Annotated in this window: 20 protein-coding genes and 1 pseudogene; 11 read left to right on the top strand and 10 right to left on the bottom strand. The window is 47.4% G+C overall.

The window, feature by feature from the left end:
• Positions 1 to 74 precede the first annotated feature (74 nt).
• Positions 75 to 1121 carry an aspartate-semialdehyde dehydrogenase gene (locus tag JGK22_RS09225; protein ID WP_293181021.1) on the bottom strand — a complete coding sequence of 349 codons (1047 nt, stop codon included), beginning with the start codon at positions 1119 to 1121 and terminating at the stop codon, positions 75 to 77.
• A 1123-nt stretch (positions 1122 to 2244) separates the two neighbouring features.
• Between JGK22_RS09225 and tig the strand changes: the two genes are divergently transcribed.
• From tig to JGK22_RS09205, 4 genes are all read left to right on the top strand, one after another.
• A complete protein-coding gene (gene tig / locus JGK22_RS09220) occupies positions 2245 to 3666 on the top strand; it encodes a trigger factor (RefSeq protein WP_293312725.1) in 1422 nt (473 codons plus the stop codon).
• A 527-nt stretch (positions 3667 to 4193) separates the two neighbouring features.
• Positions 4194 to 4883, top strand: a complete 690-nt coding sequence (gene clpP, locus JGK22_RS09215) for an ATP-dependent Clp endopeptidase proteolytic subunit ClpP (RefSeq protein ID WP_293181015.1) — start codon at positions 4194 to 4196, stop codon at positions 4881 to 4883.
• Between the two features lie 9 nt (positions 4884 to 4892).
• Complete coding sequence (gene clpX, locus JGK22_RS09210) at positions 4893 to 6233, top strand: ATP-dependent protease ATP-binding subunit ClpX (RefSeq protein WP_293206438.1); 1341 nt, start codon at positions 4893 to 4895, stop codon at positions 6231 to 6233.
• Between the two features lie 185 nt (positions 6234 to 6418).
• Complete coding sequence (locus JGK22_RS09205) at positions 6419 to 7423, top strand: GNAT family N-acetyltransferase (RefSeq protein WP_293312723.1); 1005 nt, start codon at positions 6419 to 6421, stop codon at positions 7421 to 7423.
• Positions 7424 to 7427: 4 nt separating this feature from the next.
• Here the strand turns inward: JGK22_RS09205 and JGK22_RS09200 are convergent, their stop codons facing one another.
• Positions 7428 to 9485, bottom strand: a complete 2058-nt coding sequence (locus JGK22_RS09200) for a DNA polymerase III subunit gamma/tau (protein WP_293206443.1) — start codon at positions 9483 to 9485, stop codon at positions 7428 to 7430.
• Here JGK22_RS09200 and JGK22_RS09195 point away from each other — a divergent pair.
• Together JGK22_RS09195 and JGK22_RS09190 are read left to right on the top strand one after the other, a co-directional pair.
• Positions 9465 to 9608: a hypothetical protein gene (locus JGK22_RS09195; protein WP_293181006.1), complete on the top strand. Its 144-nt coding sequence runs from the start codon at positions 9465 to 9467 to the stop codon at positions 9606 to 9608. The two genes, JGK22_RS09200 and JGK22_RS09195, sit on opposite strands and share 21 nt — an antisense overlap.
• 405 nt (positions 9609 to 10013) lie before the next feature.
• Positions 10014 to 10925 carry a hypothetical protein gene (locus JGK22_RS09190; protein ID WP_293181003.1) on the top strand — a complete coding sequence of 304 codons (912 nt, stop codon included), beginning with the start codon at positions 10014 to 10016 and terminating at the stop codon, positions 10923 to 10925.
• Between the two features lie 186 nt (positions 10926 to 11111).
• Here the strand turns inward: JGK22_RS09190 and JGK22_RS09185 are convergent.
• Together JGK22_RS09185 and JGK22_RS09180 are read right to left on the bottom strand one after the other, a co-directional pair.
• Positions 11112 to 11216 (bottom strand): annotated as a pseudogene (locus JGK22_RS09185) (ABC transporter ATP-binding protein); the annotation flags it as partial.
• Between the two features lie 210 nt (positions 11217 to 11426).
• Positions 11427 to 12164, bottom strand: coding sequence for a phycocyanobilin:ferredoxin oxidoreductase (locus JGK22_RS09180; protein WP_293155731.1), 738 nt, complete (start codon positions 12162 to 12164; stop codon positions 11427 to 11429).
• A 302-nt stretch (positions 12165 to 12466) separates the two neighbouring features.
• Here JGK22_RS09180 and tatA point away from each other — a divergent pair, with 302 nt between their 5' ends.
• On the top strand, positions 12467 to 12670 hold the full coding sequence (tatA, locus tag JGK22_RS09175) for a twin-arginine translocase TatA/TatE family subunit (protein WP_293155728.1): 204 nt from the start codon (positions 12467 to 12469) through the stop codon (positions 12668 to 12670).
• Positions 12671 to 13302: 632 nt separating this feature from the next.
• Here tatA and JGK22_RS09170 read toward each other — a convergent pair.
• Positions 13303 to 13521 carry a hypothetical protein gene (locus tag JGK22_RS09170; protein ID WP_293212086.1) on the bottom strand — a complete coding sequence of 73 codons (219 nt, stop codon included), beginning with the start codon at positions 13519 to 13521 and terminating at the stop codon, positions 13303 to 13305.
• 242 nt (positions 13522 to 13763) lie between these two features.
• Here JGK22_RS09170 and JGK22_RS09165 point away from each other — a divergent pair, with 242 nt between their 5' ends.
• Positions 13764 to 14075 carry a DUF6679 family protein gene (locus JGK22_RS09165; protein ID WP_265236321.1) on the top strand — a complete coding sequence of 104 codons (312 nt, stop codon included), beginning with the start codon at positions 13764 to 13766 and terminating at the stop codon, positions 14073 to 14075.
• Positions 14076 to 14208: 133 nt separating this feature from the next.
• Here JGK22_RS09165 and JGK22_RS09160 read toward each other — a convergent pair whose 3' ends face one another.
• The 5 genes from JGK22_RS09160 to JGK22_RS09140 form a co-directional block, all read right to left on the bottom strand.
• On the bottom strand, positions 14209 to 14364 hold the full coding sequence (locus JGK22_RS09160) for a hypothetical protein (RefSeq protein ID WP_293180989.1): 156 nt from the start codon (positions 14362 to 14364) through the stop codon (positions 14209 to 14211).
• Positions 14354 to 15988, bottom strand: coding sequence for an MBL fold metallo-hydrolase (locus JGK22_RS09155; protein WP_293191049.1), 1635 nt, complete (start codon positions 15986 to 15988; stop codon positions 14354 to 14356). Before JGK22_RS09155 ends, JGK22_RS09160 begins: the two co-directional genes overlap by 11 nt.
• Before the next feature lie 610 nt (positions 15989 to 16598).
• Entirely contained in the window at positions 16599 to 16754 is a 156-nt protein-coding gene (locus JGK22_RS09150; protein WP_293180983.1) for a hypothetical protein, read from the bottom strand.
• Positions 16755 to 16764: 10 nt separating this feature from the next.
• On the bottom strand, positions 16765 to 16977 hold the full coding sequence (locus JGK22_RS09145; RefSeq protein ID WP_293180980.1) for a helix-turn-helix transcriptional regulator: 213 nt from the start codon (positions 16975 to 16977) through the stop codon (positions 16765 to 16767).
• Positions 16978 to 16990: 13 nt separating this feature from the next.
• Positions 16991 to 17200, bottom strand: a complete 210-nt coding sequence (locus JGK22_RS09140) for a helix-turn-helix transcriptional regulator (RefSeq protein ID WP_293180977.1) — start codon at positions 17198 to 17200, stop codon at positions 16991 to 16993.
• Positions 17201 to 17241: 41 nt separating this feature from the next.
• Between JGK22_RS09140 and JGK22_RS09135 the strand changes: the two genes are divergently transcribed.
• The 3 genes from JGK22_RS09135 (at position 17242) to JGK22_RS09125 (ending at position 18450) form a co-directional block, all read left to right on the top strand.
• On the top strand, positions 17242 to 17550 hold the full coding sequence (locus tag JGK22_RS09135; protein ID WP_363319155.1) for a hypothetical protein: 309 nt from the start codon (positions 17242 to 17244) through the stop codon (positions 17548 to 17550).
• 220 nt (positions 17551 to 17770) lie between these two features.
• The gene (locus JGK22_RS09130) at positions 17771 to 18187 is read left to right on the top strand and encodes an SET domain-containing protein-lysine N-methyltransferase (RefSeq protein WP_293206445.1); all 417 of its coding nucleotides are present in this window, start codon (positions 17771 to 17773) and stop codon (positions 18185 to 18187) included.
• The gene (locus JGK22_RS09125; protein WP_293206447.1) at positions 18184 to 18450 is read left to right on the top strand and encodes a DUF4926 domain-containing protein; all 267 of its coding nucleotides are present in this window, start codon (positions 18184 to 18186) and stop codon (positions 18448 to 18450) included. Before JGK22_RS09130 ends, JGK22_RS09125 begins: the two co-directional genes overlap by 4 nt.
• Positions 18451 to 18593 lie beyond the last annotated feature (143 nt).

Here is an 18593-nt window from a genome sequence, read left to right as displayed (position 1 = left end):
AACTAGGCTCTAAAATTTTGAGATCTCCACTCCTGACGTAGGGGACTTGCATCTATTTTTTGGGCCCACTCGCCCTAAGTAGAAATAGCCGCTGCTTGTTGGATTTGCAGCAAACCTTTGTCTGCTAGCAACTCAGCTATTTGCACCGCATTTAAAGCAGCCCCTTTGCGAATTTGATCGCCGCTCAGCCACATCTCCAACCCGCAGGGGTGAGAAATATCTTGGCGAATCCTGCCGACTAGCACTTCATCCTTACCGCTGGCCTCGACGGGCATCGGGAAATAATTAGCTTGCCAGTCTTCTACCAGCTTAACGCCGATCGCCTCCTTTAAGATTTCCTTAGCGTCGATCGGGCTAAAAGGCTCTGCAAACTCCAGATTAATCGCCTCCGAATGGGCGCGGAGTACGGGAACCCGGACGCAAGTCGCACTAATTCTAATCTCGTCAGTACCAAAAATCTTCCGAGTTTCGTTGACCATTTTCATCTCTTCCTCACAATACCCTAAATCGTTAATTGGTGTATTGTGCGGAAACAAGTTAAAAGCCAAGGGGTAGGGAAAAATATCGGTTTTGGGAATTTCCCCTGCCAAAATTGCTCTGGCTTGATCTTTCATTTCCTCCATTGCCCTGGCGCCCGCGCCGCTGGCAGACTGGTAAGTCGCTACAACTATGCGCTTGACTGGTTTAACTTTGTGCAGCGGCCAAACGGCAACTGCCATCAAAATCGTGGTGCAGTTGGGATTAGCAATGATACCTCGGTGAGTTGCCGCAGCTTGGGGATTGACTTCGGGAACAACTAGAGGTACCGTCGCATCCATACGGAAAGCGCTGGAATTGTCGATTACCACGGCCCCGGCTGCCACTGCTTTCGGAGCCCACAGTTTAGAGATAGAACCGCCGGCGGAGGCGAGCACTAGATCTACATTATCGAACGATCGCTCCGATACAGCTTCGACCGGCAGCATCTCGCCGCCAAAGGGCAAAGTTGTGCCTGCTGAACGTTCCGAAGCCAGCAGCTTCAAGTCTGAAATGGGAAAACTCCGGCTGTGCAGGAGTTCTAGTAACTCGGCACCGACTGCGCCGGTGGCTCCTAAAATGGCAACTCGATAGGATTGAGACAAATTAGTTTCCTCCACAAATTAGAGTCTAAACGATCGAAATCTAAAATTTAAATAACTGCAATACTGAATAAGCTTTTGTGCATCTGGAGAGGGGGAGAGGGGGAGAGGGGGAGAGGGGGAGAGGGGGGGAGAGAGAGGATTTTTGATCGGTTTAGGAAATATACAATTTCAATGCACAGTAGCTGATCGAACTAAATTAATTTTATGCGACATCAGGGCGCGAGCAGATGGCAAGGGTGCAAGTAACCGAGGTGGTCGATCGTACTCAATCTTAGTTTAGCATCTTTTGCCATCTGCTCGCGCCCAATCCACATCAAGTTGGTTTTGGGATACCTGCATTTGAGCAAACGCATCCATTCAATCCGATCGCCCGCTCATGCCGGTCGGATTGACATCCGAGGGCGATATATGCTATGGTGCATCGGCTATTAGCTCGACAGACGGAAATCCCCACAGTATAGTAATACTCCACTTACTGTGGGATGAAAGGCGAGCGAGATGACGATTCCACCCGCCTGCCAACAAGCGCAGGTCTTGGGAGTGGGCGGGTGAATCAGGAGACGAGCAAATAGAACCAAAACTTTCCCCAGTAAGGGTTTGAATGCTACGATTGTAGTTATTGGGCAGCCGAAAATGCTACCAATATACTGAACCTTGACAACTGAAGATAGGGGGTTTCGTAGGGAAGTGACACATTTAATTGTGGCGGCCTCCTGCGAGTAAAATTTTCAAGGCACGAAGGTGCTTGGAATTTCATTTTTGAAACCAAGAGTGGGGCGGGACGTGTTCCTCACTATAAAATGCCGTAGAGGGAAACAATTGGAGTACCTTGAAGGAAGATCTGGATATCCTTAACAGGACTCAGATGCCTACACCATAACGCTTGCAATTGGTGTAGGAGCGTCACTGGACTTAACCTCCACATTCCTAGCAGCAAAACCTAGTATCCTCAAACCAAAACTATTTGGCAAGAGCGAAAAAAGTAGCCGGAAACGACTTACAGTCTCATCCGGTAGAGGTGTTGGTAGTTATGTCGCTACAAGTCAAAGCGTACAAACTTAAAATGCAAGCAAAGTCAGATTTGTATGTATTTTATCAAAATTGTTAAATATCACAAAAGCCGATGAAAGTAACCCAGGAAAAACTTCCAGCCAGTCAAATTGGTTTGGAAATCGAAGTGCCATCAGAAAAATCAAAACAAGCTTACGAGCAGGTAATTAAACAATTCGCTCGCGAGGTCAATATTCCTGGGTTCCGCAAAGGCAAAGTTCCCCGCCAAGTTTTGCTACAGCGCCTGGGCCAGACTCGCTTGAAAGCTACAGCTTTGGAAAATTTGATTAATGATTCACTGCAAAAAGCTCTCGAACAAGAAAAAATTCCGGCAATTGGCAGTTTTGAACTCCGCACTGAGTTTGAAGAATTGCTAGGAAAGTTCGATCCAGAACAGCCTCTGACTTTTTCGGCTAAGGTTGATGTAGAACCCGAAGTAAAAATGGGTCAGTACACCGGCTTGCAGCTTCAAGCAGAAGAAGTTAAGTATGATGAGGCTCAGGTAGATGAGGTACTGGCAAAATATCGATCGGACAAAGCGACTTTAATCCCCGTAGAAGGCCGGCCAGCTCAATTGGGAGACATGGCTTTGGTTGATTTCGCAGGTAGATTTGCCGAAGCAGCCGAAGGTGAAACTCCCGCAGAAATTCCCGGCGGCGATGCCGAAGACTTTCAAGTAGAATTGTCGGAAAATCAGTTTGTACCGGGCTTTATCCAAGGCATGATCGGGATGAACCCCGGAGAAACTAGAGAAGTTTCTGTCCAGTTCCCTGATGAATATAGCAGTGAAGAATTGGCGGGAAAACCAGCAGTATTTACGATTACTCTGAAAGAACTGAAGGAAAAGGAATTGCCGGAGTTGGACGACGACTTTGCCCAAGAAGTTAGCGAGTTTGAAACTTTAGCAGAACTGCGCGAATCCCTCGAAACTCGGTTTAAAACAGAGCAAGAAAACAAGTTATCAGTTAATAAGGAAAAAGCCATATCAGCAGCACTGGTTCAGCTCATAGATGTGGAAATTCCCGCAACAATGGTCGATCGCGAAATCGATTATTTGCTCAACCAACAAGCCATGCAGTTGAAAAATTATGGCATAGATATCAACCAACTGTTTACCGAAGAAAATATCGGGCCGATGCGGGAACGCTCTCGTCCGGAAGCAGTAGAAAGGCTCAAACAAACTCTAGCTCTGGCAGAAGTAGCCAAGCTGGAATCCTTATCTGTTGAACCAGCAGAAGTAGTAGCAGAAGTAGCAAAAGTCAGAAAGCAGTTTCCCAAAGGGAATTTTGACCCTGAAAAGTTGCGGGAATTTGTAGCAGAAGACTTGCTAAAACAAAAAACCCTGAAATGGTTGGAAGAAAAAGGGACAATTGAACTCCTACCTGAAGGCTCTTTGACTCCAGCAGCAGAGGAAGAAGCAGAAGAATCAGACGCCGAAGAGTCTGCTGAAGCAGTCACGAGCGCGATCGACGTGGAAGTGGTAGGCCAAGAGTAAAACCTTCTAGTTTTGCTTCTAGAAACTACCAGCGTAGGGTGCACAACGCGTAGATTTGTGCTAAAAAGCACGTCAAACGCAGTTATAGATTGTTGTTGGATGGTGTGGTCCAGATCCGGAGGTACTCAAATTCCCCCTTCTTAAGGGGGATTTAGCCTAGGGGGCAAACGAATATTTATCAACTCTTAAGCTTAAATTGATACGAATGCCTCGCACCTGATGCTTGCTATAACATGGCGCGCGGGGGCTAGAAACCCGGTTTCTTAGGGTCACGCAGTCAAACCAAGTTTTTGCAACAGAAACCGGGTTTCGGTTGGCGCATACTAAAAACAGCCACGATTGGTGAGTAACTCTTTTAACTCATTCACTCTACCAGCGTTACGCCGATCGCAGCCATCAATCTCGATCGCTCAAAACTCTCCATTCCCCCCATCTGAGTTCAGAAGAGGCATAATAGTTAAAAGCTGGCGGCTTAATTTCAAGCTTTCATCAGCAGCAAATTGTCTAGAATCCTTGACTGGTGTCTTATGGTGGTATCTCAATCTTCCAATTACCTAATTACAAGCTATAACGATTTTGATGTCAGCTCCAGCCCCAGCAATGTAGTGCCGATGGTACTAGAACAGTCGGGGATGGGCGAGCGGGCATTTGACATTTACTCGCGCTTGCTGCGGGAGCGCATTGTGTTTTTAGGAACTCCCGTAACCGACGAAGTGGCTGACTCGATCGTAGCTCAGCTATTGTATCTAGATGCCGAAGACCCAGAAAAAGATGTCCAAATGTACATCAATTCCCCCGGCGGCTCGGTAACGGCGGGTATGGCAATTTATGATACCATGCAGCAAATTCGCCCGGATGTGGTGACGATTTGTTACGGTTTGGCTGCAAGTATGGGCGCATTTCTGCTGACAGCGGGAGCCCACGGAAAGCGGATGTCTCTTCCGAGTTCCCGGATTATGATCCACCAGCCGCTCGGAGGCGCTCAAGGTCAAGCAGTAGATATTGAGATTCAAGCCAAAGAAATCCTTTATCATAAGCGTAAGCTGAATCAATTGTTAGCGCACCACACGGGTCAACCGATCGACAAATTAGAGGCAGATACAGAACGCGACTTTTTTATGTCAGCCGATGAAGCCAAAGATTACGGATTGGTCGATCGAGTTATCGCAAAAGAAAACCTTCCGGCTGCGGGAGAAAACGTCACTGCACTGAATTAAGAGGCTGTTATGTCTAAGTACGACTCCCATCTAAAATGTTCGTTTTGCGGCAAGTCTCAAGAGCAAGTGCGAAAGTTAATCGCAGGCCCCGGGGTTTATATCTGCGATGAATGCGTTGATTTGTGCAATGAAATTTTAGATGAGGAGTTGTTTGATTCGAGTGCTGTGCCCGCAGCAGCAGTTCCGAAGCAGGAAACAACGCAAAAACGCCGCGCTACCTCGGGCAAAAGTATCTCGATGAGCCAAATTCCCAAGCCGAGGGAAATTAAAAATTATCTCGACGAAAATGCGATCGGTCAAGAGGAGGCGAAAAAAGTCCTCTCGGTGGCAGTTTACAACCACTACAAGCGCCTCAGCTTTATCCATGCCAAAAATAGCGGCAAGCACCCGCCGGAAGAAGTAGAACTACAAAAATCGAATATTTTGTTAATCGGGCCGACGGGCTGCGGCAAAACTCTCCTGGCTCAGACTTTGGCGGATATGCTGGACGTGCCGTTTGCGGTGGCTGACGCGACGACGCTGACGGAAGCCGGCTATGTCGGAGAAGATGTGGAAAATATTTTGCTGCGGCTGCTGCAAGTGGCAGATATGGACGTGGAAGAGGCGCAGCGCGGAATTATTTATATTGATGAAATTGACAAAATTGCCCGCAAGAGCGAAAATCCTTCGATTACTCGGGATGTCTCTGGGGAAGGAGTGCAGCAGGCTTTGCTGAAAATGCTGGAGGGGACGATCGCCAATGTACCACCCCAAGGCGGCCGCAAGCACCCGTATCAAGATTGCATCCAAATTGATACCAGCAATATTATGTTTATTTGCGGTGGCGCTTTTGTCGGTTTGGAAAAAGTGATCGAGCAGAGAACGGGTAAAAAGTCAATGGGTTTTATTCAGCCGGGAGAAGCTCAGCCGAAGGAAAAGCGGGCCGCTGATGTGCTCAAGCAACTGGAACCGGACGATTTGGTAAAATATGGGATGATTCCAGAGTTTATCGGGCGGGTGCCGGTGGCGGCGGTGTTAGAGCCGCTGGATGAGGAAACGCTGATGGCGATTTTGACGGAGCCCCGCAATGCTTTGGTGAAGCAGTATCAAAAGCTGCTAAAAATGGATAATGTACAGTTGGAGTTTAAGACGGATGCGATTCGGGCGATCGCGCAAGAGGCATACCGCCGCAAAACAGGAGCGCGGGCACTGCGGGGAATTGTCGAAGAATTAATGTTAGATGTGATGTACGAGTTGCCGTCGCGCAAGGATGTGACACGGTGTACGATTACTAAGGAAATGGTTGAGAAGCGATCGACTGCCGAATTGTTGGTGCTTCCGTCTTCGTTGCCAAAACCAGAATCGGCTTAAAAGCATCGGTTTTCAGGATAGCAATTGTATCGTACAAAATTGTAAAATTCCTTCTCATCAAATTTTCGGACGGGCAAGATGCCCATTCCACAAGAAAAAAAAGTTTTTGTGGGATGGGCATCCTGCCCGTCTTATTTTCGGACGGGCAAGATGCCCATTCCACAAGAAAAAAAAGTTTTTGTGGGATGGGCATCCTGCCCGTCTTATTTTCGGACGGGCAAGATGCCCGTTCCACAAGAAGAAAAAAAGTTTTTGTGGGATGGGCATCCTGCCCGTCTTATTTTTGGATTGTGGGATGGGCATCCTGCCCGTCTTATTTTTGGACGGGCAAGATGCCCGTTCCACAAGAAGAAAAAAAGTTTTTGTGGGATGGGCATCCTGCCCGTCCTAACTATTTTTACCAGAAATCTATGGAATCTCGCATTCAAGCATACCTGCGTTTTGCCGCCAGCCAGCAGCGCGACACCGAGCATATCGGCCCCTTCCTCGCTACATTCAGCCCCCACAGCACCAACCCTTATCTGAATTATGCGATTCCCGAAGATGGCGCCACACCCTCCCTCGCCGATGTTAACGCACTAATTGCTGCGTACTCTGACCGCGATCGACAGCCACGTTTGGAGTATGTCACGAAACTCGCGCCCGCTGTCGAAGAAGCCCTGATATCCGCTGGTTTCACCGTTGAGGGACGCTTACCGCTGATGATTTGCACTCCGGGATCGGAGAAATTGCTGCCGATTCCGCCGGAAATCGAGCTAATTCTGCCAGTTTCCGATGACGAACTTTTGGGTACTGTGGCGGCGCAAAACGAGGCTTATGGAGAGGCTGCACCCAGCCCTGAAGATGTTGACAGTCTTCGGAAAACTCTGGCGGCGGGTGGGATTGCGGTACTCGCCCGCGTCGCAGCAACGGGCGAACCTGCGGGCGCTGGAATCTGCACGCCACCGCAAAACCAGACGACGGAAATCGCGGGAATTGGTGTGCGCCCTTCTTTTCGGCGGCGGGGTATTGCAGGGGCTTTGACGGCGCGGTTGTTGCGAGAGGCTTTTGACGCGGGTGTTACGGTGGCTTTTTTGATGACGCTACACGAGCAGGAATTTCGAGTTTACACTAGGGCGGGATTTTCGGCGATCGTCTCCGAGGGCTGCGCCAACGACGAAATTCTCCACATTTCCCTCCCGCCCCAGTAGAAATTCACCAATCGATAAAATCATCCTCACCCAACTCAGAAGATAACTCAGGAAAATCCGGTTCAGATTCCAATCTAAAAGTTTCCGATTCCCAAATCTCTAAATCATCCGACAAATCGACTACTTGCCCGTCAAACATATCAGCCCATTGCTTGCTCGTATTCGCGACAGCTTGAGCATCAGCCCGTACCGCTACAGCCTGAGCATTTAACTCATTCTGAGAGTCTGTAGAAGTGTTGATCTGCCGCAACGGTTCAGAAACATTTGGCACATTAGCAGCAGTATTTTCGTTCGCCCAAGAGTGTTTTTGCTCTTCTCCTCCGTCCCCCAAAAAATTACCTGCCATCTCAGAATTACCCGGGTGCTCCACCTGTTGATTCTCATCGATCGCAGCAGGAGAATTCCGAGGAGTTTCGGCAACACGTTCGTTATAATTTGGCAAATCTTGGGTGCGGGAACTATTAGTTGCAGCGGGATTTGTTAAAACTACTTTTACTGCTACTCGACTGTTAAACACTTGCAAAAAAGCTTCTTCAATATTAGGTACTTTGTCTTTAACCATATTCAGCAACGGCTGCGAACTAATCTTAACATAAGCCGTATCATTGCTAAACATTACTAGCTGTCCGTGTTGCCGGAGTAGCGATTGAGTCCCGTGGGGCCGCACGCGATCGAGTACCTGTTGCCACACTTTATCTAAATCAATTTCGCTACCTAAATTAGTTGGTGAATAATTGGTTTGACTCGTTTCAGCAGTTGGTATCGCTTCGGGAATCGGGGCAGGAGGTGTGCTTTGTGTGCGATCGACAATAGGTTGCGAAGTCGGTGGCGGATTTTGAGGTTTGGCTGCGGGAGGCTGTTCGATATTAGCTGTGGAACTCCCCCCCAAAGCTTGGGGGGGTTCGGGGGGGTGAATTTGGGATTGAGCAATATTTCTACCTGGTTGGGCTGCTGGTTGTGGCTGAGTTCTAATGGCTGAAGGCAACAATCCCAACAGCGTTACTTCCAGCCACAATCGCGGCTGAGTGGTGTTTTTAATTTGTACTTCGTGGGTTTGCAAGTGTTTCTGACTTGCCAGAATTAACTCGGCGTCCCAATTGCGGGCAAAATCGCAGAGTTTTTCCCAAGTTGCGGCGGTTAAAGCTACTAAATTTGACCGTTGTGGTGCTGCTTTGGCTATGAGCAAATCTCGGTAAAAGCTGGCGAGGCTTTGCAGCACGATTAGTGGTTCCCGTCCGCGATCCATGAGGTGCCGGGTCATGTCTATTAATGCTGTAGCGTTATCGTTTGCGATCGCCTGTAGTAGTTCCATCAAGTCATTTTCTGGAACTGCGCCGACTAAATCCCAAACTTTTTCGATGGTTATTTGACCGGGAAATAAGCTGAGTTGGTCGAGCAAACTTTCTGCATCTCGCAGTCCTCCTTGGGCGAGTTGAGCAACCATTTGTACGGCATCGCTGGCAATATTGATATTTTCTAATTGGGCAATCTTGTGTAAATGAGAGGTCATTGAGTCGAGGGGAATCCGGCGGAAGTCGAATTTTTGGCACCGAGAAATGATGGTTGGTAATACTCTTTGGGGGTCGGTGGTGGCGAGGACGAATACGACGCGATCTGGCGGTTCTTCTAAGGTTTTTAATAGGGCATTAAATGCCTGGGTACTGAGCATATGAACTTCGTCGATTACATATACTTTATAGCGGCATTGTACGGGGGCAAATTGGGCTCGTTCGATCAAGTCCCGAATGTTGTCTACTCCGGTGTTACTGGCGGCGTCGATTTCGATGACATCTAGTGTGGAACCTCGGGCAATTTCTTGACAAACGTTGCATTTGCCGCAGGGTGTCGGGGTAGGGGCGCCGGTAGAAATACAGTTGAGGGATTTGGCAAAAATTCTGGCACTAGAGGTTTTACCGGTGCCTCTGGGGCCGGTGAATAGATATGCTGGTGCTATGCGCTGTTGCAGGATGGCGCTGGTGAGAGTTTGGGCGATCGCCTCTTGACCGACTAATTCGGCAAATGTCTGAGGGCGATACTTGTGATGCAGGGGTTCGTAGGTCACGATCGAATATTTGTGGTATTAGCTGTAATCTTAGCTAAGGACACGTTGTTCGATCGCGCGATAGCTCTATTCTCACAGCCAGCCTCCCGGTGGGCTGGCAGGGCGGGAGCGATCGAACAGTAGTAATTAGCACCCGATAGGAGAGTCCGCTTCTCGATCGGTTGTTCTCCAGAAGTGTTTTTGGCGATCGCTGGAGAGAGTTAGTATTGATTTATGTGTACTTATTTTTCTTTTTCTAGAAACGGAGGCTGCGGAACAATTTTTTTTTGACCTATATTGGTATAATCTATCACAGACAATTCACCATTTCTTTTTGCCGGTGCCAGCGCGGGATTTTCCGATATTTCGGAAACCTGCTTGCAGTTAAAGATAAAGTATTAATTAGAGGGTGCCTGTTCGAGTTGTAGAAATCCAGTTATAGCAAGATGGTGGTGGAATGATGTCAATGTTGGTCGATCGAGTTACACTGCCAGCTCTACTCTGGAATCCTGTATAAATATAGCGTCAAAATTTACCCTTTAAAAGCCCATGTCAACCCAAATCATCCTTGTAGAACCAAGGTTGGCAGTAGCCTCTCCCAAACCTAAACAGGCTAAACCAGGATCTCCGTCCCCCGACCAAATCTTGATGGGAGCGTCGGGATTACTGTTATTATTGCTGCTCGGTTTAGCGGTATTTACCAAGCTAAGACTAGATGATTTGAGTAAGAAGCTCAAATTTGAAGAGTTTAGAAATAGAGAACTCCAGAAAAAATACAAAATGGCTCTGGAAACCATATCAAAGATGGAAAAAAACCCCGACCTCATTCACTCGCGAGACTTTAATTTAGACTACCTGAGAATGCGGATGGCGGAAGAAGTCTTTCACTTTGCCATTGTCAACCAGATTAAAGTAAAAGTCAAAGACAAAATTAGTATTGCCCTGCGCCCGACTCAGAGTGCAGTAGGAGATAAAAACGGGACTGCTGGCAGCGGCAGGCAAGTAGATTCGATGTTTGATATCGAATACGAAACTGGCGATCCAGCCGTAAAAATAGAAAGGCGAGTGCTGTTTCGGATTCAAATTAAGCTGATGAAACTGCCGACTCAGGCAACATCGGCGACAATTAATCAAATTATTGATTGTTTGGAAACTTATCTGAGTCCTTCAGATGACCATGATAGTTGGCAGCCGACTATTCAAGGTCGCATCGTTCACATTGAATGGGATCAAAAAGCGAAGCCGACGCCGATGTTGGTGTTGGAACAGTCGAATGAAGGGGTGAATGTTACCTTTAGGACTACGAGAACGCCTGCCGGCAGACCGGCTAATGAAAATGAGAGCCAGTTGGCAGGAGCCAAGGGTCAAAAAAATGCTAAAAGTAGTTCTAAAAGTGCAGCTAAAGGTGGAACAAAAAGCCCTGCGAAGGTAGGAGCAAAACGTCCCGGATCTCGGAAATAAGTTGAGCAAAATCACAATAATTGTGCTGAAAGAAGGTCAGTTGCAGCGGGTGTTTGTGTGTCTTGTGCGAGGTGACCGTCTTCTATAGCATTTCTCAGGTACATGAGGTATAGCTTGAGATTTTAGATTGGGCGATTGAGGGGATTGTTAATGAATTGTTGAATATCTCACTTACAATCTTTCGCGCTATATTGGAATAATGCGATCGGCTATGTCTAAAATACGGTTGTCGTGGGTGACGAGTAAAATAGTGCAGGGCTGTTCTTTTGCCAAACCTCCCTAAATATCGATCGCCAAACTCGAATTAAGGTTAACAAAGTTGTTTTACCAGACGCAGAATGCTAATTCATCAACACAACTTCGCCGTAATAAATTGCGGCGTTGCTGAATTAATGAATGACTGAGTGAGGAAGCGGAACATCCTGAAATTTTAGAGCATCTCCGTCTTTGAGAGAGCGGGGAGTTGCCAACCAGGTAGGAACAATTGTAAACAGATTTTAGCTATTTAGGGTAATCAAACAGCACCTCGGTCATGTAATGTTCTGCCCAATCTTGACCGAAAGCTTTTTCGAGTACGCGCCTGGTTTTGTCGTTTTGCTGCTGCTGGGTGCAGTAGTAAATTTGAGCGTCGAGAATTTTTGCTTCTTCGGCTACAGAAACTGGTTCCGAAGCGACTGCGAGTTTGCAGTGAATTTCGACGTAGGATTCAACTATGTCTAGAAATCGGCTTTCTTCTTCCTGTGAATCGGGGCGCACAAACAGGCAAAACTCTGAGAAAATATCGCCCCATTCGGGAATTTGGCGGGGACAAGAAAACTGGTTGACGGGCAAAGTTTGCAGTCGAGTGCGGTAGGTTTCCGACAAAGTTCGATCGGGATTGAGGGGAGAAAGGTCTGCGATCGCGGCGCTAATTTGACCTTTGCCTGCTACGATGTCTGTGCCGAACATCGGCAAAGCATAATTCGGTCTGGGAAACATCACGCAGTGGAGGATATCCAGCAGCGGCCCGACTTTAGCCAGTTCCAAGTGTATTTTGCGGAATTGGGGAGTTTGATAGCAGCGATTTTCTATGATCAGTTTTTCTCCTTCCAGCCGCCCTTCCACGTATCCCAACTCAGCGGGGAGGTGGTAGGGTTCGAGGTCGAGGTACCGACGCCATACTGATTCTATCCGATCGGCTAATTCGCGGATAAGGTAGTGCTGTTGGTCGCGCAGGGAAGGCTTGGATGTTTCTAACATTCTTATTTATCGGGCGATCGCTTAATAAAACTTCATTCTACGGTTGCAGGATGCAGTAAACAAGGTAGATACTTTTAAGGATATCAGCAGTTCGACGTGCGATCGAGTAAGTTTTACAAAAAAATCTGCCCTCTTATAGCAAGCCCTGTGACATTAGTCTAGGTATTCGCAGTGGCACAGGGCAATAAATTGCCATAAAAACCCGAGTAATGAGTAAGATTTCCGGAAACTCTCCGCTAAAATAAATGCACTAGCGGTAATTCGCAGGGAAAAAGCAAAGTAGGTAAGCGCGGAGATTTTGTATGTTTGGTCTGGGATTGCCCGAATTGGGCATTGTTGCGGTAGTCGCTATTCTAATTTTTGGCCCCAAGAAAATTCCTGAGTTGGGAAATGCTTTGGGGAAAACGCTGCGGAGTTTTAAGGAAGGGGTCGGTCAAGCTGATGATGAATCTACCCAGAAGGACAAGGATAAGGACAAGGAGGAAGAGCAAACGCTAGGAAAGTAATTTGCTGAACTTCCTGCAAATAGAATTAGCAACGCTCTGTCATCGTATATGTAGAGAATGTTTCATTGGGCAGTGTCCATATTTCCCAATAATAAGGCGCTGGCAATGAGCTCGATAGCCTTCAAAAATACCCAGATTTGGACTGTATTTATAAGCTAATTTTTGTTGTAGTTTTTTGCCTATAGTTCGTCAGTTTTGAGCAACTTTCTCTTGTTTTTGGGCGAGTCTTCGATAATATTTGGGGGTATTTTTTGAGGCTTGTATTCCTGATAGTCGGTTGCCTAACTGTTTGTTGCGAGGGATATACTGCAATTTCTCCAGCTTGACTTTAGACTTTTTTAGGGAAACTGGCAGTTGTATTTTTTACCGTTATTAAAGCTGGGAAACGTCGATATTCCTAAGGATCGCGAATTAAATAATTTACACTCTTGAAAGTGGGATGGGCCAGAAGAACCCGTCTTTTCTGGACGGGCGGGACGCCCATCCCACAAGAACAATAAAAAATGTAAGTTATTTAATTCTCATTCCTAAGTCTATACCTGTAGGTTTTCTAACGCCACGGTACAAGGGAGGGAGTTTGACTTCTAGTCTGATGGCGTATACGAGTGCGTCGGTTCGATGTCAAGGTATGATTACATTTGAGATTTTACCGTTGTTAGCACAGGAATGGTGGTGATCGCCCTTAGCGATCGTCCCCGATGAGAGCCTCCGCAATGTCCGTGCGATCGCCAAATGTGAATTAAACCGCTATCTAGTAATGTCTCTGGGAAACATAAGGAGCAATTGAGAGCGACTCGCAGCACAGTCCGCTTGGAGGGTGGCTGGCCCGAATCAAGTCCTGATTCTGGCATCTATTCTGGTAAATGCCTCTTGCGAGGGATGCCGCCGGCCCGAAAATCTGCACTTAGATAAATAGCGTACAAGATAGATTTAGTGGTAAAATGAAATATGGTAACCCCCATAGGTGCCAAAGTTTCGGAAAACGTCAAACTGGCCAGTCCATAGGGCTGTGCCTTCCGATGTAAAACTCAAAGTACGTTACTGTAAACAGGCCATATTTTAAGCAAGTTACACTGCGCAGGAGAACTGACAAATGCTACAGCGCAAAATCTATCAACTCTGTTGTGATGGTCGTGAGGTTTCTATTTTTCTTCGAGATCAGCAACGTTGGATAGAGCGCGCTCGTATCCTAGATATTGAAGGGGATCTAGTCACGCTGCGCTACGAAACCGACGAAGAAGACGAAATTAGCTCCTGGGAAGAAATGGTGCGTCTAGAAAGTATTGGAGCTGTGTCCCAGAAGTTGGCTTCGGTGTCGAGAACTAACTGCGAACCCCTAGTTACTGACGATTGTCCCGAAGCCGAGCAAATTCGCAATCACTACCCGGACTCGAATTTAGAATAGTTTTGATCCTTAGCTTGAGTCACAAAAAATAGTTGGGGGAAAAGAAAACGACTTTTCTCCCTTTTTTGTCGAGGAATGGGGCAAAACTCGGGTTTTGCCGAAAAATCTGCTGGATTGTCACCAAATAAGCTATTTAGGATGGAAATTTGAGTTCGATCGCCAGTTTTCGCCTCTGAGCCACCAGAGCAGTCACAGACGCAGAACCGACGAACAACAAATACTGCGATCGCCTCATCAGAAAGCGCGCTAAGCTGTCGATCGCAATGACAACAATAGGTTTATTCCGCATCTAATTCCTCATCTATGAAAAATTCAGACTCCGGTATCGCTTCAAACACCGGACAGAAACCGTCGGGAGTGACTTTAAAGCCAAACAAAGCACTGGACTGGTTCCAACAGCGCTGGCCGCGGTAGTGCTGGCAATTGCCACAGCATTCGAGGTTTGCCTGAACGGCGTTGCCTTGAAATAGCAGTTCCCGCTGGGAGATGCCGCGCAGTACCAGTTCTTCGCCTTGCCAGCGCGCTTCTACTAAACCTGTATCGGCAAAATTTGCCCACCGAGGATCGGCTGTAATCGGACTCGGCAAGCTAATTGCTACCTCTGTCCCCAATTCGCTGAGTTCTCCCTCATAGTTAGTTTCGGGGATAGCGGGCTGCAAAAACATTTCCCCGATCGGCAATTCGACAACAGTCCCTACCGCCGGAGTGTGCAACTGGTAGCGGTTTCGCAGCTCGTCCAAGTTAGCCAAGTCAGCCAAATATGCAGGGGAACCGTGCACTAAAATTACGTGCTGCGGACGCAAATTGTGGATGAGCTGGGTAGTTCCCGGCCCGTCGCAGTGTTCGGCTAGCAGATAAGTTTCAATGAGCCGAACTCCTGATTCCTGCCAGTTGGCAAACCATTCCCTGACGGGATATCCGGGTTTTTGAGGTGCGAGTAAAATCCAAGGATTTGTGCGATCGGCAACGTACAAACCCAAATCGGAAATTTGGTCAGTAATTACAATACACGGGGTTTTCCCCAATTCGGAGCGCTGTTCGGCAGACAACCGGCGCACGCGAGGTTTCACCCTTTCGTCCCAAAACAAAGGTTGGTGGAGAGCAAAGTTTTGAACGGCGGTGGGAAAATGGGGCAGCAGTTCCAGATAAGCGTCGCACCCGTCGGCGACAGTGCCGTCTACCCAAATATCCAAGTCGCGCCCGGTGAAGTAGTGGTGGCTGCGGAGCAGCATCAGCAGTTCTTGACCCAAACCGAGGGCGGGTGCGGGTAGCAGTACCGAGCATCCGTCGGCGATCGCGCGGTGGATGCGATCGGCTAACTGATTTTCCAGTTGTCGGCGGTGAGGGTGGCGCGCTGTGCCGTAACTACCTTCCAAAATTAACACGTCGGGCTTCATGCCCCGGAGTTGTCCCAGCGGCAAACCTTCCACCAAACGACAATTCGATAGAAAAAAGTCGCCGGTGTAAACCAGGGTGTAGGTGCGGTGGGGGGCTTCATAGGTCAAGAGTACAGTCGCCGCTCCGGGCAAATGGCCCGACGGGAACAACTGCACGCTCAGTCCTCGGCGCAGTTCGATCGGCGACTGCCAGGGTAGAGCCTCACAGAAATGCGACTCTGGCTGCTGAGACTGGGCCGGCCAGTTAAGCGGTAGCAGTCGCGCTGTGACTTCGCTGGCGTAAATTGGCAACAGGGGGAAAGCCTGGTGGAGTGCGAGCAAACCTCTGGCATGATCGGAGTGGGCGTGGGTGCACACTACGAAATCGACTGGGGGCGATCGATCTAGTGTCGCTGACAGGGGTGCGACATCCTCTATACCGCAGTCGAGTAAAATGCGGTACGGCCCCATTCGCACTAGCAGACAGACCCCTTCCTGGGCGTGGCCTGCGCCGTAAGGTAAACAATCGAGATCCATCACTGCCGTTAGCTCCCTGTACAAGCGCGCAACTTGCTGTATCGCAACATCTAACTAAATGTTGGCTGCGACTGCATTCATTCGATCGAATCGAGTTGAGTCTTGGACGCAAAAACCAGGTTTGATGGAGGAAAAGACTGTGTTTCTGTCCTCGTTGCCGGTCAAAAAACCGTCGCTCAAAGTTCTGGTGCGTCAGCTTTGGACTTAAATTTTTCCTCTATACCTGCGGTTCCCGTCGTGCAAACAAAGTAATTGCACTTGAAATTTGATGCGATCGACGAGGAAAGCGATTTTCAGAAGGCACGGCGAGAAATTGGCCTGTGACCTTCAACAAGGTTAATGCTAGTGGTTCTTGCATCAAAAGTTACATTAGTTACATTGTTATTGCACCTTGTCAGAGCAGCGAATTCCATCTCATAAGCTGAGTTTTAAATTTTTTTTCATAATTTTGCCTGCTAGAAGCTCGTCTTTTTTATGAGAAGATTTTAATTCAGCAACCCAAAGATGTTGACAAAACATTACAAATCTTCATCTTTCGGGTGTTGGGGGCGGTGTAGAGTCGAATAATCCAAAGTTAGAGAACCGGACTCATGCTGAGGAAGTGCTTTTGTCACGAAGATAGCGGCTTTATGAGTGCGATCGGTTTATTTGTAAAAGTTTGATACATTTTTCTAAGCAAACCTTGTGCCGATCGAGGAGACACATCTTGCAGTGTCGGGCGCTTTTCTTGAGCCAACTTTTGAATCTTCAGCCTGACTCGCCCCATTTCTGAGCCCTCAATCTTCCAAAATCTCAACTAAATCTTCCATTGTCACGTCGAAAGCGCGGGCGATTTTGTAGACAGCAGAAATATCGGCCGTGTTCAAAGCATCGCGCTGAACGTAGCTTCTAACAGTGTTGTAATTCACTCCCGATCGATCGGCAACTTGCTTTAGCGTCCAACCCTTTTGCTCAGCTAGTTCTCGAATCCGCAGCCTCACGTATCCCATTAGCGCGCCCTTACTATTCCAAAATCTCGACTAAATCTTCCATCGTCACGTCTAAGGCGCGAGCAATTTTGTAGACAGCAGACAAATCGACTGTGTTCAAAGCATCGCGCCTCCCGTAGCTTTTTACCGTGTTGTAATTGACTCCGGATCGATCGGCAACTTCTTTGAACGTCCAACCTCTTTGCTCAGCTAGTTCTCGAATCCGCAGTCTCACGTAGCCCATTTTTTTGCTTGACTTCGGTGCATATATACCGGATAATATCTATGTACACTGAAAACGATCGCCCACCTAGCGTCGAAAACTTGAGGGCGATCGCTTTTCTACCCAACCCCGCAAACGCGGGGCACGATTTTCCTATGATACCAACATCAAAGCCCAAATTAAACTCTCATCCCTGCTGTATTGTGCGGCAATTGCCAAATATGCAGCGATTGGTTGTGGCGCGCTTCCACCGCCGCGGCGATGCTGACGGCTATATTCAGATATTACGGCGGTTGTTACCTGCGACTAAACACGCGATCGTCTTTGATACGACTGGGGCCGAGAAATTGCCGGAAGTGCGATCGATCTGAGATGTTGCACCATTGTGAAGAACGGGCAAGATGCCCGTTCCACAAAAGATAAATTTTCTTGTGGAACAGGCATCTTGCCTGTTTCTAAACAAGTAATTAAGAATGGTGTAAGAGATCAGATGGCTCCTCAATCAAATTTACTTAGCAACCGATAGGCTACAATATTTCAAGAGGATCTGAGATATTCGATTCCTATGAATACTCAATTAAGTGCGTAGTTATGCTACTGGTTCAAACAAAACTTGGCATCAGTTCTATTCACGGTATTGGTCTTTTCGCAGCGCAGTTTATTCCAAAAGGTACCGTTACCTGGGAATACTCTCCATACTTCGATACGTCTTATGAAGAGGCGGATATTGAGCGGATGTCTCCTTCAGCGAAAGAGCAATTTTTAAAATATGCCTATTTTGACAAACTCCTCTGTAGATACGTTCTTTGCTTTGACGATCAACGTTTCATCAATCATTTTTCAGAGTCTCCTAATATTCTTTCGAGCTTGCGACGAGACGTTGCAGCACGTGACATCTACGAGGGAGAAGAACTTGTTTGCGACTATAAATGTATATATGATGATACTTATTTTATACGTATGGGCTTTCAGCCAATCACTGTGACCAGTAGTAAATTAATAGAATGAATTTTATGATCGAATTGCTTGCGATCGTGGCATTACTAGAAGACTTGCCACAACAGGGCTTATATCGCGGTCAAGTGGGAACAGTAGTTGATGAATGCGATGCAGAAATTGTTGAAGTTGAGTTTAGCGATTTGCAAGATTGTACCTACGCCCTAGAATCCCTTAAAAAATCGCAGTTAATGATTTTGCATCACAGTCCGCTTGCAGAAACCCAATGGTTAAAAAGTCAGCCATCATTACAAAAACAAGTTTTAAATTGCTAATAATCCCCGTGCAGCTAATAATTAGCCGTTACCAACTAACAAGATAAGGATTTTTTATATTGACTGTTTGCGACTTACTTATTATAATTACCAGGTCAAAAATAATAAAAATCTTACGCCTAACAGTTTTTCTCAAATAACAG

This window comes from Microcoleus sp. PH2017_08_TRC_O_A (genome assembly GCF_020738665.1).
Classification (GTDB): domain Bacteria; phylum Cyanobacteriota; class Cyanobacteriia; order Cyanobacteriales; family Microcoleaceae; genus Microcoleus.
The sequence above is the reverse complement of the archived record's forward strand: the minus strand, read 5'-3'. Positions and strand labels throughout refer to the sequence as shown.